This is a genomic window from Pseudomonas sp. RIT-562 (genome assembly GCF_026241895.1).
In the GTDB taxonomy this organism is placed as follows: domain Bacteria; phylum Pseudomonadota; class Gammaproteobacteria; order Pseudomonadales; family Pseudomonadaceae; genus Aquipseudomonas; species Aquipseudomonas mandelii_F.
On sequence record NZ_JAPJIV010000007.1, the window covers coordinates 157,867 to 172,062 of the forward strand.

General features: G+C 59.3%; 16 protein-coding genes. 7 read left to right on the forward strand and 9 right to left on the reverse strand.

Annotated features, from left to right (window positions below; translation table 11 throughout):
- Positions 1-732, reverse strand: a complete 732-nt coding sequence (locus tag ORL50_RS11680) for a DUF899 domain-containing protein (protein ID WP_266014471.1) — start codon at positions 730-732, stop codon at positions 1-3.
- A 177-nt stretch (positions 733-909) separates the two neighbouring features.
- Between ORL50_RS11680 and ORL50_RS11685 the strand changes: the two genes are divergently transcribed.
- The gene (locus tag ORL50_RS11685) at positions 910-1,299 is read left to right on the forward strand and encodes a transcriptional regulator (protein ID WP_266014474.1); all 390 of its coding nucleotides are present in this window, start codon (positions 910-912) and stop codon (positions 1,297-1,299) included.
- Positions 1,300-1,412: 113 nt separating this feature from the next.
- Here ORL50_RS11685 and ORL50_RS11690 read toward each other — a convergent pair whose 3' ends face one another.
- The 3 genes from ORL50_RS11690 to ORL50_RS11700 all read right to left on the reverse strand — a co-directional run bounded on the left by ORL50_RS11690 (position 1,413) and on the right by ORL50_RS11700 (position 3,478).
- Entirely contained in the window at positions 1,413-2,276 is an 864-nt protein-coding gene (locus ORL50_RS11690; RefSeq protein ID WP_266014477.1) for a DUF6279 family lipoprotein, read from the reverse strand.
- Positions 2,277-2,353: 77 nt separating this feature from the next.
- The gene (locus ORL50_RS11695; protein WP_266014480.1) at positions 2,354-3,070 is read right to left on the reverse strand and encodes a TorF family putative porin; all 717 of its coding nucleotides are present in this window, start codon (positions 3,068-3,070) and stop codon (positions 2,354-2,356) included.
- Between the two features lie 219 nt (positions 3,071-3,289).
- Positions 3,290-3,478, reverse strand: a complete 189-nt coding sequence (locus tag ORL50_RS11700; protein WP_017337097.1) for a PFL_1563 family small protein — start codon at positions 3,476-3,478, stop codon at positions 3,290-3,292.
- Positions 3,479-3,829: 351 nt separating this feature from the next.
- Here ORL50_RS11700 and ORL50_RS11705 point away from each other — a divergent pair, with 351 nt between their 5' ends.
- Both ORL50_RS11705 and ORL50_RS11710 read left to right on the forward strand, forming a co-directional pair.
- Positions 3,830-4,666 (forward strand): CvfB family protein, encoded by an 837-nt coding sequence (locus ORL50_RS11705; RefSeq protein ID WP_266014491.1) that lies wholly within the window; start codon positions 3,830-3,832, stop codon positions 4,664-4,666.
- 43 nt (positions 4,667-4,709) lie between these two features.
- Positions 4,710-5,102 (forward strand): DUF2177 family protein, encoded by a 393-nt coding sequence (locus tag ORL50_RS11710; protein ID WP_266014494.1) that lies wholly within the window; start codon positions 4,710-4,712, stop codon positions 5,100-5,102.
- An 11-nt stretch (positions 5,103-5,113) separates the two neighbouring features.
- Here ORL50_RS11710 and ORL50_RS11715 read toward each other — a convergent pair whose 3' ends face one another.
- Complete coding sequence (locus ORL50_RS11715) at positions 5,114-6,295, reverse strand: MFS transporter (RefSeq protein WP_266014497.1); 1,182 nt, start codon at positions 6,293-6,295, stop codon at positions 5,114-5,116.
- 101 nt (positions 6,296-6,396) lie between these two features.
- Between ORL50_RS11715 and ptrR the strand changes: the two genes are divergently transcribed.
- Positions 6,397-7,290 carry a putrescine utilization regulator PtrR gene (gene ptrR, locus ORL50_RS11720; protein ID WP_266014500.1) on the forward strand — a complete coding sequence of 298 codons (894 nt, stop codon included), beginning with the start codon at positions 6,397-6,399 and terminating at the stop codon, positions 7,288-7,290.
- Positions 7,291-7,429: 139 nt separating this feature from the next.
- Entirely contained in the window at positions 7,430-7,558 is a 129-nt protein-coding gene (locus ORL50_RS11725) for a PA1414 family protein (RefSeq protein WP_003184145.1), read from the forward strand.
- A 342-nt stretch (positions 7,559-7,900) separates the two neighbouring features.
- Here ORL50_RS11725 and ORL50_RS11730 read toward each other — a convergent pair whose 3' ends face one another.
- The 4 genes from ORL50_RS11730 to speB all read right to left on the reverse strand — a co-directional run bounded on the left by ORL50_RS11730 (position 7,901) and on the right by speB (position 12,373).
- The gene (locus ORL50_RS11730) at positions 7,901-9,280 is read right to left on the reverse strand and encodes a sodium:solute symporter family protein (RefSeq protein WP_266014530.1); all 1,380 of its coding nucleotides are present in this window, start codon (positions 9,278-9,280) and stop codon (positions 7,901-7,903) included.
- 153 nt (positions 9,281-9,433) lie between these two features.
- On the reverse strand, positions 9,434-10,936 hold the full coding sequence (locus ORL50_RS11735) for a purine-cytosine permease family protein (protein WP_266014533.1): 1,503 nt from the start codon (positions 10,934-10,936) through the stop codon (positions 9,434-9,436).
- 54 nt (positions 10,937-10,990) lie between these two features.
- Positions 10,991-11,413 (reverse strand): YybH family protein, encoded by a 423-nt coding sequence (locus ORL50_RS11740; RefSeq protein ID WP_266014537.1) that lies wholly within the window; start codon positions 11,411-11,413, stop codon positions 10,991-10,993.
- A 9-nt stretch (positions 11,414-11,422) separates the two neighbouring features.
- Complete coding sequence (gene speB / locus ORL50_RS11745; RefSeq protein WP_045058686.1) at positions 11,423-12,373, reverse strand: agmatinase; 951 nt, start codon at positions 12,371-12,373, stop codon at positions 11,423-11,425.
- 278 nt (positions 12,374-12,651) lie between these two features.
- On the opposite strand from speB, the gene ORL50_RS11750 reads away from it, so the two are divergent.
- A complete protein-coding gene (locus tag ORL50_RS11750) occupies positions 12,652-13,545 on the forward strand; it encodes a LysR family transcriptional regulator (RefSeq protein ID WP_266014540.1) in 894 nt (297 codons plus the stop codon).
- A gap of 4 nt (positions 13,546-13,549) precedes the next feature.
- Positions 13,550-14,146, forward strand: a complete 597-nt coding sequence (locus ORL50_RS11755; RefSeq protein WP_266014543.1) for a tRNA-uridine aminocarboxypropyltransferase — start codon at positions 13,550-13,552, stop codon at positions 14,144-14,146.
- The last annotated feature ends 50 nt before the right edge of the window (positions 14,147-14,196 follow it).

Here is a 14,196-nt window from a genome sequence, read left to right on the forward strand (position 1 = left end):
TCAATGATGGCAGCAGCTGGCTGACGCTTGCTCCTCATAGCGGTCGTGGTGCCGCACCCACTCCATGATTTCCTCTTCATTGCGCCCTTTGGGCGTCAGGTCCAGGTAGTTGTAAGCGCCGACCAGCATGTCGAGGCCACGGGCATAGGTGGAATAGGTGTGAAATAGTTCCCCGGCTTCGTTGCGGTAGAAGACGCTGAGGCCTGGGAGTTCTTCTTCAGCGCCGTCGGTTTTTTCGTAGTTGTAGGTGGCTTTTCCGGCGGCGATATCTTCTTCCCGCGCCGAGACGCCGAAGTCGTAGTTGAAATCGCACCCTTCAGATGACACCCAGTCAAACTTCCAGCCCATGCGGCGCCTGAAAGCCTGGAACTGGGCATAAGGCGCGTGAGAAACCGCAACCACGGCGACATCGTGATGAGCCAGGTGCTGATTGGCGCCGTCGATGTGGTCACTAAGGAACGAGCAGCCAGGGCAACCTTCGGTCCAGCCCTCGGCAAACATGAAGTGGTAGATGACTAGTTGGCTATGGTCGCCGAACAGGTCGGCCAGTTTCAGCTCGCCGTCCGGGCCCTGAAAGTGATAGTCCTTGTCGATCTTTACCCATGGCAAGGCGCGGCGTTCAGCGCTGAGTTTGTCGCGTTCCCGGGTGAAGGCTTTTTCATGGGCCAGGTGCTGTCGGCGAGCGGCGAGCCATTCTTCACGGCTCACGACAGGATGTTTGTGAATGGTCATGATGGGTTCTCCTGCGGATAGCGGGGAGGTAGCTGACACCCACTAGTCGTGCAGCCGGCAGCCAATTCGACATACCGCCGGTCGGTGCCGCTGAAAATCCAGGCTGAACGGCTGGGAATGGCGCAGGTCACAACCTATGAAGGCCATCTAACTCTCTGGCTTGGAGGTTGAATCAGGATGACGACTTATAAATGGGATTTGATTGAACTCTTGCTGCATAAAGTGCAGGGCGAAGACTCAAGTTACGCGCCGCGGGCCTATGCCGAAGAGTACGCAGCGGCCAAGGCGACTGAAGGCGAGCAAACCGAGAACCTGGATCACCTTAAAGCGTTGGCCGGGGAATATGAAAAGTTACTGTTGGAACGCGGTTATATCGAACCTCGCCCAGAAGAGCAGGGTGGTTCGGGGTCCAACTACATCTTGACGCCCCGAGGCTCGAGTTTATTGAGCCTGATCGACAGCAGCATTCCGGGTAATGACCATCCGCGTCAGGTTCTGGATGAGCAGGAAGATGCGCTGGATGAAGTGACGTTCGATACGGTAGCGTCGAAAGCGCAGATTGCCTGACCTTTAGACTCTGTAGGAGCGAGCTTGCTCGCGGTTGGGTCTTACATTCGATATAGATGTTGGATGAAATGACGCTATCGCGAGCAGGCTCACTCCTACATTGGGATATGTGATTAGCCTTGGGCCTTCAGGCATTTCAGGTCATTGAAATCCTTCCTTACTCCCTCGATCTTTTTCAGCAATTGCTGGCGCTGCTTCGGCGTGCTTTCGGCCATCAGGTCCACAAACAGCGATCGCGCCTGAGCTTCGGTACTTGCGAAAGCCTGGCGATACGCCGGAGTCCATAGACTTTCCCTGTTCACCAGAAGCGTTTCGATCCGCTGCGGGAATTCCGGACTCTGACGCTGGGCGACTGCCGCGCTGAACTGCTTCTGCCAATGCACCCGGTTGGCTATCCATTGGGTGTTCTGGTCACCCAAGGCCGTGGACCAGGCGGCGACTCGTTGCTTCTGGGTCGCGCTCAATGGGCCGAGCCAGTCGTCCAGGCGCTTCTCCATGCGTTGAGCGCGATCCTTGATCTGCTGATCCAGAGATGGCTTGAGGTATTCGTCCTGGCGCTTGCGCTGATCCTTGGCAAACGCTTCATTCATTTCTGCCACCTGCTTGTCGTCCAGTCCCTGCAAGAGTTCGATGGCCGACGGGGTGATTTCCTTGGCGGTCTGGGCGATGGCCGCCTTGGCTTCCTGGGTCCGGGCTTGCAGCGCCGCTTCGGTCACCTGGTTGCTTTCCACCATGCCCTGCATGCGATCCAGCCAATCCAGGTAACCCGGCAGTTGGGTGGTGCAGTGCCAGCTCAGATGCTCCTTGAGGCGTTCGTTGAACCAGCTCTTTTGCTCGCCGTTCATGTCCAGGTAGTCGCTGAGCGTCCAGGGGATGATCACGTCGAGGTTGCGGTAGGCCAGGCCCACGCGGCTGCAGGCGCCGAGGGCAAGGCTGAAGGTAAGGATGACGGCGAGACATTTAAACCAGCGCGACATGGTCGAGTCCTTGCGAAAGCCTGGCGACTGAAGGGGATTCTTATGTGAACGCAGGAAGCGCCTTGCAGTTCAGCTGATCAGTAAAAGCTGCGCTCGGCCTTGAGTGTCACCAGCCCGTCGCATTGGCTGTTGTGCCCGGAATAGGCGGAGCAGTCGCTGCCACTGAGGTTGGAATCGCTGTAGATCAGGTCGAGGTCAATGCCCATGAACGGCCGGGACAGCTGCACGGACCAATCGGTAAAACTGCCGATATAGCCGCCATCGACCGAAACCGGCGAGTTCAGTTGGTGGGTGGTGTACTTCATGCTCACGCCGATGCCAAACGGCTTGTTGCCGCCGAGATCGGCGAATACGGCGCTGTTCTGTTTATCCGGATCGCTGCTGAAGGCTGCGCCGAAACGGCTGCCGAGCAGGGTCAGGCCACCGAACAGCTCTTGGCTGTCGAGGGTGTCCACTTTCGGATAGCTGTAGTGGATCATGCCCACTTCATAACCGAGCGTCTGGTCGAAGGGTTGCTTGAAGCCCATGTACGAGTCGACTTCAAGATTTTTTCCAGGACTCAAACCCATGCTGGGCGCCCATTGGCCGACATAAAAACCACTGTCGTGGCTGAGGTCGAGCCCGCCATGAAATGAGCCTACAGTCGCTGGTTTTACCAGGCCCTGGGCCATGCTGCGGCTGGGGGTGGTGCCGAGTTTCAGGTCGAAGTCGCCCAGTTCGCGCTGGAAGATCTGCGCTTGGGCGAGCGAACACGACAGCAGGGTGCCGAGCAATATGAGTGGGGGCTTGAACATGCGTCACTCCATGAACAGCGCGGAGCAGGGAACGGAAAACCTGCTGAAACGCTTGATCTAGACGTGTGCAAGGATACCGGCGAATGTTCGGCATTGAAGGCCGTTCGTCGATTTCTAAAAAAACAGGGGTGAGGGTCTGCAGTTTGCGCGGGTATTTCGAGAGGTTCCAGTCCAAGCGCTTCGAAGCTCAAAGCGCCCATGGACCAGGTGAAGCGGGTGTTACTTCTTGCCCAGCGTGATCTGCTTGGACGGGCCGAACGTCTGGCCGCTGACGCCTTTGGCAATTTGCTGGATCTCGCCGCCGGACTTAAGGAACGCAGCGATCTGGTTGTTGATCGATTCGCTGGTTTCAACGGCTGGAGCTGGCTTTGCTTTGCTGTTGGATGCTTTTACACGCATGGCGGCCATTAACCTATAGAAAATTAACTTGGCCAGGCATAGTACAGGAAATACTTGACAATTGCTTGGTAAATATCCCCCCGATTTGTTGTTGCCAGCGGCGTGATTTATCCCCGATAAATATTCCTCGGTAGTCCTAAGCTGCTGTTTTAACTAAAAACATATCAATGACAGAGAGATATTGCCGCAGCCGATGGCGGCTGGAGCAGCGCGGTTTCGTCGGACGAGCGGCTCGGGTCAGCGCACCAAACCCATGAAAAACAAGCTTTTGCGCAGATTTTGCAGCGCCATCGGGCTGGGGCGCAGAACGCCTGCGACAAAACCGGGTAGAATGCCGCCCACGCAATGAGGGTATTGGACATGGCTTTAGTCGGGCGTTACAACAGTTTGCAAGTGGTTAAACATACCAGCTTCGGTTTATATCTGGACGGTGGCGCGGATGGCGAAATCCTCCTGCCCAATCGTTATATTCCTAAAGATATTCCCAGTGAAGATGAAGATTGGCTCAACGTTTTCGTTTATCTGGACAGCGATGACAAACTTATCGCAACTACCGAAAAGCCGAAAGTTCAAGTCGGTGAATTCGCCAGTTTAAAAGTTGTTGAAGTCAACAGTATCGGCGTATTCCTGGATTGGGGGTTGCCAAAGGACCTGCTGCTGCCGTATTCCGAAGAAAAACGTCAGATGACTGCCGGCGAGTATGTCGTGGTGCATGTTTATCTCGACAAGCACACCCGTCGCATCACCGCTACGGCGCGGCTGGATCGCTACCTGGACAAAACCCCCGCCAATTACACTGCAGGCCAGGAAGTGGACCTGCTGGTGGCCGAAGCGACCGACATGGGTTTCAAGGCGATCATCAACAACAAGCACTGGGGCCTGATCCACAAGAACGAAATCTTCAAGTTCATGCGAGCTGGCAAGGAAGAAAAGGGCTTCATCAAGGAAGTCCGTGCCGACGGCAAGATCAGCTTGAGCCTGCAGCCGGTTGGCGAAGAAGCTGCCACCAGCCTCAACTCGAAGATCCTCGCCAAGTTGCGTGAAAACAATGGCAGCCTGCCGGTCAGCGACAAGAGCGATCCAACCGTGATCAGCAGCTTGTTCGGGGTCAGCAAAGGCAACTTCAAGAAGGCCATCGGCGCGTTGTACAAGAACGGCCAGATCGTTATTCATGCAGATCGTATTGAACTAAGCTGATGGCTCACCAGCCCCATGCTTATCAACAAGGGGTTGGATTGCCATGAAAAAAGAGTTGTTTGCCTACGCCGGCACCTTGCTGGCGTTTCTGGTACTGGATGGCCTGTGGCTCGGCGTACTGATGGCGGCGAAGTACAAGTCGTTGCTTGGCTCGCTGATGCTCGATAAACCGCTGCTGGGTCCGGCAGCGGCTTTTTATCTGCTTTATGTCCTAGGTTGCGTGGTGTTCGTGGTGTTGCCGGCGACCAGTTGGCAACGTGCGGCGTGCATGGGTGTGTTGCTCGGCCTGGTGGCGTATGGCACGTATGACCTGAGCAACTGGGCGACGCTGAAAGGCTGGTCGGCCCAGCTGGCATTCATGGACATGGCCTGGGGCGCCTTCGCCACGGGGATTGCCTGCACCGTCGGTTACTGGGCTGCCCGCAAGGCAATGTGATTGCCGATGCCTTAACGGCGAGCGATGGTTGCGCGATCACTCGCGCAAACTTCCCTGTCTGCACCGGGGTGACTGACTGCCAGGATTCCCGCGACCAGCAGACCGCTGCCGGCAACGATCAACCCAGGTTGCAGGCTGCCGCTGTAATGGCTGCTTAACGCCGCCAGCAGCGGGCCGGCAAGCTGCCCAACGGCAAAACATGCGGTCAATAACCCCGCGTTGCGCTGGGTGGCATGGGGCGCGAGTTCCCGAGACCGTTGCATCACCAGTTGCATGCAGGCCAGGAATGGCCCACCGCACATCAGCACACCCAACGCCAGGCCTGTGCCGCTGCCCAGCAGACAGGCAAACACACCCGTCGCCTGCAGCCACAACGTTGCCATCAGCCAGTGTCGGGTGGCATTCGCATTGTGCCGGCGCAAGCTCACCACCACTACGCCCGACGCAGCCGCCAGGCCAAAACATGGCCAGAACAGATCCGCCTGCCACTGCCCATGGAATTGCGCGCTGGCCATTTGCGAGAGAAAGGTGGCTGGAATGATGTAGCCCAAACCGTACAACCCGTAGACCAGTCCCAGGCGGCCGATGCCTCTGGGGCTGGAGCCAATAGCCACGGGCGTGGTAGCGACTGCCGCAGTTGGCCGTGGTAGAAACGCCAGGATGCCCAGCAACATCACCAGCCCGACTGCCGCGTACACCAGCCACAAAGTGGCGGAAGTCTGGCCCAGCAGGTTCGAGCCCAGCGCCAGCAACCCGGTGAGGAAAATCCCCAGACCGGGGCCGGCAAATACCAGGGCGCCCAGACGCGGGCGACCGGCTGCGACGGCTAGGGGCTGACTGAGGGCGGTAATCATCACCAGGACCCAGGCGCTGGCCACGCCGGTACCGAAGCGCAACAGTAGGTGCGACCAGAAATCGTGCGCCCAGAATGAAGCCAGGGTCAGCAGCACGCATAACCACAGACCACCGAGCAGGCGCCACCGCACCTGTGCGGGCTTTCGGGAGAACATCGAGTCCACGGCGCCGACGAAGTAACCCAAGTAGTTGGCGGCAGCGATCAATCCTGCAGCGGTCAGGTCGATCTGGCCTTCGCTGAGCAGGTGCGGCAGTTGAGGAGTGAGGGCAAAGCGGCCGATGCCCATGGCCATCATCAAAGCGATAAAACTGGCAGACAAACGAATCAAGGGGCTCATGGTGAAGTCCTGCTGAAGATCAATGACCGTCAGGCTAGGACTGATTGACTTTCTTTAAAAATGAATAATAGTGAGTAACTTGTTCATTTTTGGAGAATGGTGTGGAATTCAGTCAATTGCGCATCTTCCAGGCGGTGGCCGAGGAGGGCTCGATCACCCGCGCCGCCGAGCGTATGCATCGAGTGCCATCCAACCTGTCGACCCGGCTCAAGCAGTTGGAGGAGCAGCTTGGTGTAGAGCTGTTCCTGCGCGAGCGTCAGCGCTTGCAGCTGTCGCCCGCAGGGAAAGTCCTGCTGGACTACACCGCCAAACTGTTCAGCCTGCACGACGAAGCCCAGGCGGCCGTGCAAGGCGGGCAGCCGGCGGGGGACTTCGTGCTCGGGACCATGTACAGCACGGCCGCCATCCACCTACCCGCGCTGCTGGCGCGTTATCACCGCAGTTATCCGGCGGTGAACCTGCAAGTGCAATCGGGGCCCAGTGGCGAACTGCTGGAAGGACTGCTCACCGGTCGCCTGGATGCGGCCCTGGTCGACGGCCCGCTGGAACTGGCTGGGCTCGACGGCTTGCCCCTGTGCGACGAACGGCTGGTGCTGATCAGCGAGGCCGATCACCCGCCAGTGCGCAGCGCATTGGATGTGCAGGGGCGTTCGGTATTTACCTTTCGCCAGGGTTGTTCCTATCGAATGCGCCTGGAAGCCTGGTTTGCTCATGATCATGCCGCCATGGGCCGAGCCATGGAGATCGAATCCTATCCGGGAATGCTCGCCTGTGTGATCGCCGGCTCGGGCGTGGCGCTGATGTCTGAGTCGATGCTCGCCAGCCTGCCAGGCCGGGAAAGCGTGGCAGTGCATCCGTTGGCCGAGCCGTTTGCCAGTGCGACCACCTGGCTGATGTGGCGCAAGGGCATGGTCGGGGCCAATTTGAATGCTTGGATCGAGCAGCAGCAGGCGGTCTATCCGTCGCTGGCGACACCGGTCCAGGCGATTGTGTGAACTATCGGATTGGGATTTGGATCAATTCAGTAACAGATCATTGCTTCATTTGCCGAGCATTGCGTAGTACTTCGGACTATTATCAGTGCGAAGCGACTTCAGAATTCCGGTCGCTCGGCACTACCCTGAAGGGGGCACCATGAAAGAGAAAATCCAAAACTGGCTGCACGACCTGGGTGTCGCACTCGGTTTGATCGAACCGCCTCTGCAACCTGTGCCTATCCGTACAGACGACGAACAACGCCGACGCCAGCCGCGCCGCAGGTAGGAGCAAGCTTGCTCGCGACGGTCGTTAACGATGACGCGTCCATGCTGGATGGACGCGATGCCATCACGTTTTTCGCGAGCAAGCTCGCTCCTACAGGTTTAACGCCAGCCGAGGCGGGTAGCTCAAGCCTGGAAGGTTAATACCTCCTCGTTTCAATAAAAAAACGGCTGACATCATCGGCCGTTTTCGCGTTTCTTAGCAGCTCTTCTTCCAACCCAACCCAACCTAGCCCAGTGCACTGCTACCGCTCGTCTTGTCGGTGATTTTCTGCGGGCGAAAAAAAACGGGTGTGGCAACCGACGCCACACCCGTCGAAGAAAGTCTTACCTCATTTTTGCGCTATCAGATCGCGCTCGCCACCACCGATGGGCGACGGGACATCAGGCTGACCACTACAAAGCTCACCAGACCGACTGCCAGGCTGTAGTAGATCGGTGTGTTGGCGTCCAGGCCATCCTTGAACATGAATATCAGCGCGGTGGCAAAACCCAGGCCCATGCTGGCAATAGCGCCTGCGGTCGTTGCGCGTTTCCAGAAAATCGCGCCGATCAGCGGGATCAGCATGCCGCCCACCAGCAGGTTATAGGCCAGGGTCAGGGCACTGATCACGTCGTTGACCACCAGTGCAATACCCAGCACGGCGATGCCGGTCAGCAGGGTGAACAGGCGGTTGATGCCCAGGCTCGACTGTTTGCCGCCACGCAGCTTCGGCAGCAGGTCTTCAGTCAAGGTGGTGGACGCCGCGAGGAGGCCGGCGCTGGCGGTGGACATCATGGCGGCCAGTGCGGCAGCGATGACCAGGCCACGGATGCCGTCCGGCAAGGACAGTTTGACGATGGCGGCGAAAGCGTTGTTGACGTTGTCCAGGTCCGGGATCAGCACGTGGGCGGCCATGCCGATCAAGGCGCAGGCCAATCCGTAGAGGATGCAGTAGAAACCCGCGAAAGTACCGGCGTACTGGGCAATCTTCGCGGTCTTGACGGTGAACACGCGCTGCCAGATGTCCTGGCCGATCAGGATCCCGAAGAAGTAGATCATGAAGTAGGTGATGATGGTGTCCCAGCCGATAGTGGTGAAGCTGAAGGCGGTCGCCGGCAGTTTCAGCACCAGTTCATCCCAGCCGCCGACGCGGTACAGGCAGATAGGCAACAGGATGAACATCAGGCCGACGGTCTTGATCACGAACTGGACGATGTCGGTCAGGGTCAGCGACCACATGCCGCCAATCGCCGAGTAGACCACCACCACGCCGCCGCCGAGCAGTACCGAGACCCAGAAAGGCAGGCCGAACAGCACCTGCAGAACGGTGCCGATCGCCAGGATCGAGGTCACGCCGATCATCAGTGCGTACGCCAGCATGATGGCTGCGCTCGCGGAGCGGGCCATCGGGTTGTAGCGTTTTTCCAGCACCTGGGTAACGGTGTAGATCTTCAGCTTGAGCAACGGCTTGGCGAGGAACAGGTTCAACGCCACGATCCCGCAGCCCAGTGCCGCGCACAACCAGAACCCGGAAATACCATGGACATAGCCAAGGCGCACGGTGCCGACGGTGGACGCACCACCCAGCACCGTCGCGGCCATGGTGCCCATGTACAGGGTCGGACCAAGGTTGCGACCGGCAACCAGGTAGTCTTCGTTGGTCTTGGCCTTGCGCATGCCGAAGTAGCCGAGGACCAGCATCGCGGCGGCATATATGAGAACGACGAATAAATCCAAAGCCATGATGGCGTGTCTCCGATTGTCTTTTTTATGGTGAAACAAAAGTGCTGCTGTGGGTGGGAGCGGGCTTGCTCGCGAAGGCGGTTTGTCAATCACATCAATGTTGAATGTGCGACCGTATTCGCGAGCAAGCCCGCTCCCACAGGTGGATCTGCGTCAAGCGGGCTGACGTAGTCCCGGGATGCTCGCCTCTTTGCTGCGTACATCATTCGGCCCAAACACCGCCTTGGGCTCCGGGAACAGGCTCAGCAGTACCAGGTACACCACCGAAGCCAGGCCCAGGGTGACCGGCAGGCTGATGTCGATGCCATCGGCCAGGTTGCCCAGTGGTCCGACGAACTGGCCCGGCAGGTTCACAAAGCACAAACCCACCAGCGCGCTCGGGATCCATGCTCCCAGGCCGCGCCAGTTCCAGCCGTGGGTGAACCAGTAGCGGCCACCTTTTTCGCCTCGGGTGAATACCTGCAAGTCATCCGGGCAATAAAAACCACGGCGCACCACCAGGCCGATGATCATGATCACCATCCATGGCGTGGTGCAGGTGATGATCAGTACGGCGAAAGTCGAAACGCTTTGCACCAGATTGGCTGCGAAGCGGCCGATGAAGATGAAGGCGATCGACATCACCCCGATCAGCAGCGTGGCCTTGACCCTGGACAGCACCCGCGGGAACACGCTGGACATGTCCAGCCCGGTGCCATAAAGGGAAGTGGTGCCCGTGGACATGCCGCCGATCACCGCGATCAGGCACACCGGCAGGAAGAACCAGCTCGGCGAAACCGCCAGCAGCCCGCCGACATAGTTGTTCGCGGCGATGTAGTCAGGTGCCTTGATAGCCACGATGGTTGCAGTCGCGAGGCCGAACAGGAACGGGATCAGGGTGGCGAGTTGTGCCGCGATCACCGCGAACATGATGCGGCCTTTCGGGGTTTCGCGCGGAATGTACCGCGACCAGTCGCCGAGGAACGCGCCGAAGGAAATCGGGTTGCTCATGGCCACCAGCGCCGCGCCGATGAACGCTGCCCAAAAGCCAGCCTGGCCCATGGCGACGGTGCCGGCGAACTGACTGTCGAAGGTCGGGGCGAAGGCGAAGATGCCCAGCAGGAACAGCGCGCTGGCTGCCCACACGGCGATGCGATTGACCCACAGCATGAAGCGGAAGCCGTAAATGCAGACGGTCAGCACCAGGATCGCGAACAGGCCGAAGGCCAGGCCCAGGCTCAGGTCGGTTTCCGGCAAGCCGATCAGGCGCTTGGCGCCACCGATCAATGCATCGCCAGAGCTCCACACCGACAGTGAGAAGAAGGCGATGGCGGTCAGCAACGACAGGAACGAACCGACGATCCGCCCGTGCACGCCGAAGTGCGCACCGGAAGACACGGCATTGTTGGTGCCGTTGATCGGGCCGAACAGGCCCATTGGCGCCAGGATCAGCGCGCCGAGCACAACGCCCAGCACGATCGCCCAGACACCAGCCTGGAAAGACAGGCCGAACAACACCGGGAAACTGCCGAGCACGGCGGTTGCAAAGGTATTGGCGCCGCCGAAGATCAGGCGAAACAGGTCGCCGGGTCGGGCGTCGCGTTCGTGATCGGGGATCTGTTCGACCCCGTTTGTTTCAATGCTGCTAAGGCTTTTTTCTTTGTTGTTGTTATTCATGATCTGCTCCGATCATAAAGGCGCGCTCATCGTGTGTGAGCGTCACCTGTTTGGCTAAGGGGGTGGCAGCCCTTCCGGCATCGCGGATAAATGTTCGTGGCAGGCCAGCCAATGGCCTTGTTGTTCTTGGCCAGATGACTGTTTCTTGAAAACAATCGTCTCGCGCTCCTGGCTGAAGTGTTGCTCCCCTTGCATGCGCAGCTCGGTGGCCACGTCATGGATGAAAATCGCCACGTCACCCTGGAGGCTGACGAAAGCGTTGCTCGAGGTGCACGAGAGCACCTCGAAGCCATCCTCGCAGCGCCAGCTGTCCCACAACGCCTGATAGGCATCGCGCGACAGCAACGGCTGTTCGAGGGTGTAGAAAACGAAGCTGGCATCGGCACTGAAGGCACCGAAGTAAGCTTCGCGATCGTTACGGGCAAAGGCCGACACCAGATCGGCGGCGGCTTGCAATACTTGATCGCGATCGTTCATGACCAACCCTCAGCGATGAACCACGCCAGGCAGTACGCAGAGCATTTCGTACAGCAGGTTGGCGGCCAGCAGCGAGGTATTGCCGGTGGTGTCGTAGGCGGGCGAGACTTCTACCAGATCGCAACCGACCAGGTCGAGCCCCTGGCAGCCGCGCACGATCTCGATCGCCTGGATGGTGGTCAGGCCGCCGATTTCCGGGGTGCCGGTGCCTGGGGCCCAGGCTGGATCGATACCGTCGATGTCGAAACTCAGGTACACCGGACCGCCACCGACTTTCTCGCGAACTTCAGCCATCAGCGGTGCAAGGGACTTGTGCCAGCACTCTTCGGCCTGCACTACGCGAAAGCCCTGGTTGCGGCTCCAGTTGAAGTCATCGGCGGTGTAGCCCTGGGCGCGCAAACCGATTTGCACCACGCGGTCCGGATCCAGCAGGCCTTCCTCGACAGCGCGACGGAAAGTGGTGCCGTGGGCGATTTTCTCGCCGAACATGTGATCGTTGACGTCAGCGTGGGCGTCGATGTGCACCAGGCCAACCTTGCCGTGCTTTTTGTGGATGGCACGCAGGATCGGCAGGGTGATGGTGTGGTCGCCGCCAAGCGTCAGGGGGATCACGTCGTGTTCGAGGATGTTGTCGTAGGACTCTTCGATGATCCGCACGGCGTCCAGCAGGTTGAAGGTGTTGATCGCCACGTCACCGATGTCGGCCACCGACAGCGAATCAAACGGAGCTGCACCGGTTGCCATGTTGTAGGGGCGGATCATCACTGATTCGGCGCGGATTTCGCGAGGCCCGAAACGGGTGCCAGGACGCAGGGAGGTGCCGATGTCCAGGGGCACGCCAACGAAGGCAGCGTCCAGACCGGCAGCGGTAGGCACATGGGGAAGTCGCATCATGGTGGCGATGCCGCCGAAGCGCGGCATTTCGTTGCCGCCCAGTGGTTGGTGAAGAATCTTGTCCACGGGTTCAGGCCTCATCTTTTTTATATTAGGAGCTGCATTAGGCGCCGATTCTGCGAAATGTAGTGGCGGGGAAGAATCGCTACGAACAAATACTTAGTTCAGATTTTTCTAAACTAATGGCCGCGCTGGCGATAGACTTATTCACCGTAGGAGCTGTCTCGTGGAACGAGGCTGCGATCTTTTGACGTTGCTTTTTTAAGATCAAAAGATCGCAGCCTCGTTTCACTCGACAGCTCCTACGCGGAGAAATGATTTTGCCGGTGTTTTGGAGTGCCCTCATGGCCAACGCTTTACCCGACCTGAAACTGCTGCGCATCTTCGTCAGCGTGGTTCGCCATCAGGGGTTTGCCACTGCCCAACAGGAACTCAACCTCTCGACCTCGGCCATCAGCACTTACATGAGCCAGCTCGAAGCCGCCCTCGGCCTGGTGCTTTGCCATCGCGGGCGTGGTGGTTTCAGCTTGACCAGCAAGGGCGAGCTGTTCCATCAGGAAACCCTGCGGCTGCTGGCTGAGCTCGAAGGGTTCGAGCAATACGCCGCAGCGCTCAAGGGCGAGTTGCGCGGCACACTGAACCTGGGAGTCATCGACTCCACCGTCAGCGACAAGGCCCTGCCGTTCGCCGAAGCCATCGGCGCCTACAGCCAGGAGCACCCGGCCGTGCACCTGCACCTGTCGGTCATGAGTCCCTACGAGCTGCAACTCGGCGTGCAAGACAATCGCCTGGACCTGGCCATCGGCGCGTTCTCAACGCGCATGAGCGGGTTGGTCTACATGCCGCTGTATCGCGAGCAGCACTGGTTGTACTGCAGCAGTCGGCATCCGCTGTTCGCCGAGCGCCGCATCCCCGAGCAGGTCATCACCCAGCAGCGCATGGTCGGTCGCGGTTACTGGAGCCAGGCGGAGCTGGCGCGCCACGGTTTCAAACACAGCGCCGCGACGGTGGAGAGCATGGAGGCGCAGTTGATCCTGGTGCTGTCCGGCGCCTACATCGGTTATTTGCCCGAACACTACGCCCAGGCCTGGGCCGACAAGGGTGACCTGCGGGTGTTGCTGCCGGCGACCTTCGGTTATCAAGCGCCGTTTTCCATGATCGTGCGCCGTGGCCGCAGCCGCGAACCGCTGATCCAGACCTTCCGCGACCTGCTGAAAGCGCAACTCAACCAGGCTTGAAATAATGTCCAGAATCCATTGCCCGCGCTGTCTGCGTCCAGAAACCCATTGCCTGTGCCGCTTGATCCCGAGCCTCGATAGCCGCACCCGGGTGCTGCTGTTGCAGCATCCAAGCGAAGTGAACCACGCGTTGAATACCGCACGGTTGGCCGCGCTTGGCCTGCGCAATGCCGAGCTGATCGTCGGCGAGGTGTTCGAGGATTTGCCGACGCTGTTGAATCAGCCGGGTTATCGCGCGCGGCTGCTGTTTCCAGCCGAGGATGCGCAGACGTTGCAGGGTTATGCTGGGGATGATCAGCCACTGTTGCTGGTGGTCCCGGACGGCACTTGGCGCAAGGCGCGCAAGATGCTGTACCTCAATCCGTTGCTGGCGGCGTTGCCGCGGGTGACGCTGGCGGCGGGCGGGGTGTCCCGGTATCGCCTGCGCAAGGCACCCGGGCCGGGGGCTTTGTCGACGGTGGAGGCGATTGTGCAGGCGTTGCAGGTGCTGGAAGCGCCCAGCTCTTTCGAACCACTGCTGAAGCCATTCGAGGCGTTGATCGAGGGGCAGATTGCGGCGATGGGGGAGGCGGTGTATTTGCGCAACCATGGGCCGAATTAGGTGTTGCCGGTGCCGGCCTCTTCGCGAGCAGGCTCACTCCTGTAGGAGCG

What these genes read in the sequence shown, in the direction of transcription:
- ORL50_RS11710 (WP_266014494.1), top strand. Translation starts at nt 4,710, where the DNA reads ATGAAAAAAGAGTTGTTTGCCTACGCCGGCACCTTGCTGGCGTTTCTG.
- ORL50_RS11680 (WP_266014471.1), bottom strand. Translation starts at nt 732, where the DNA reads ATGACCATTCACAAACATCCTGTCGTGAGCCGTGAAGAATGGCTCGCC.
- ORL50_RS11740 (WP_266014537.1), bottom strand. Translation starts at nt 11,413, where the DNA reads ATGAACGATCGCGATCAAGTATTGCAAGCCGCCGCCGATCTGGTGTCG.
- ORL50_RS11715 (WP_266014497.1), bottom strand. Translation starts at nt 6,295, where the DNA reads ATGAGCCCCTTGATTCGTTTGTCTGCCAGTTTTATCGCTTTGATGATG.
- ORL50_RS11750 (WP_266014540.1), top strand. Translation starts at nt 12,652, where the DNA reads ATGGCCAACGCTTTACCCGACCTGAAACTGCTGCGCATCTTCGTCAGC.
- ORL50_RS11755 (WP_266014543.1), top strand. Translation starts at nt 13,550, where the DNA reads ATGTCCAGAATCCATTGCCCGCGCTGTCTGCGTCCAGAAACCCATTGC.
- ORL50_RS11690 (WP_266014477.1), bottom strand. Translation starts at nt 2,276, where the DNA reads ATGTCGCGCTGGTTTAAATGTCTCGCCGTCATCCTTACCTTCAGCCTT.
- ORL50_RS11725 (WP_003184145.1), top strand. Translation starts at nt 7,430, where the DNA reads ATGAAAGAGAAAATCCAAAACTGGCTGCACGACCTGGGTGTCGCACTC.
- ORL50_RS11700 (WP_017337097.1), bottom strand. Translation starts at nt 3,478, where the DNA reads ATGGCCGCCATGCGTGTAAAAGCATCCAACAGCAAAGCAAAGCCAGCT.
- ORL50_RS11695 (WP_266014480.1), bottom strand. Translation starts at nt 3,070, where the DNA reads ATGTTCAAGCCCCCACTCATATTGCTCGGCACCCTGCTGTCGTGTTCG.
- ORL50_RS11730 (WP_266014530.1), bottom strand. Translation starts at nt 9,280, where the DNA reads ATGGCTTTGGATTTATTCGTCGTTCTCATATATGCCGCCGCGATGCTG.
- ORL50_RS11735 (WP_266014533.1), bottom strand. Translation starts at nt 10,936, where the DNA reads ATGAATAACAACAACAAAGAAAAAAGCCTTAGCAGCATTGAAACAAAC.
- ORL50_RS11685 (WP_266014474.1), top strand. Translation starts at nt 910, where the DNA reads ATGACGACTTATAAATGGGATTTGATTGAACTCTTGCTGCATAAAGTG.
- ORL50_RS11705 (WP_266014491.1), top strand. Translation starts at nt 3,830, where the DNA reads ATGGCTTTAGTCGGGCGTTACAACAGTTTGCAAGTGGTTAAACATACC.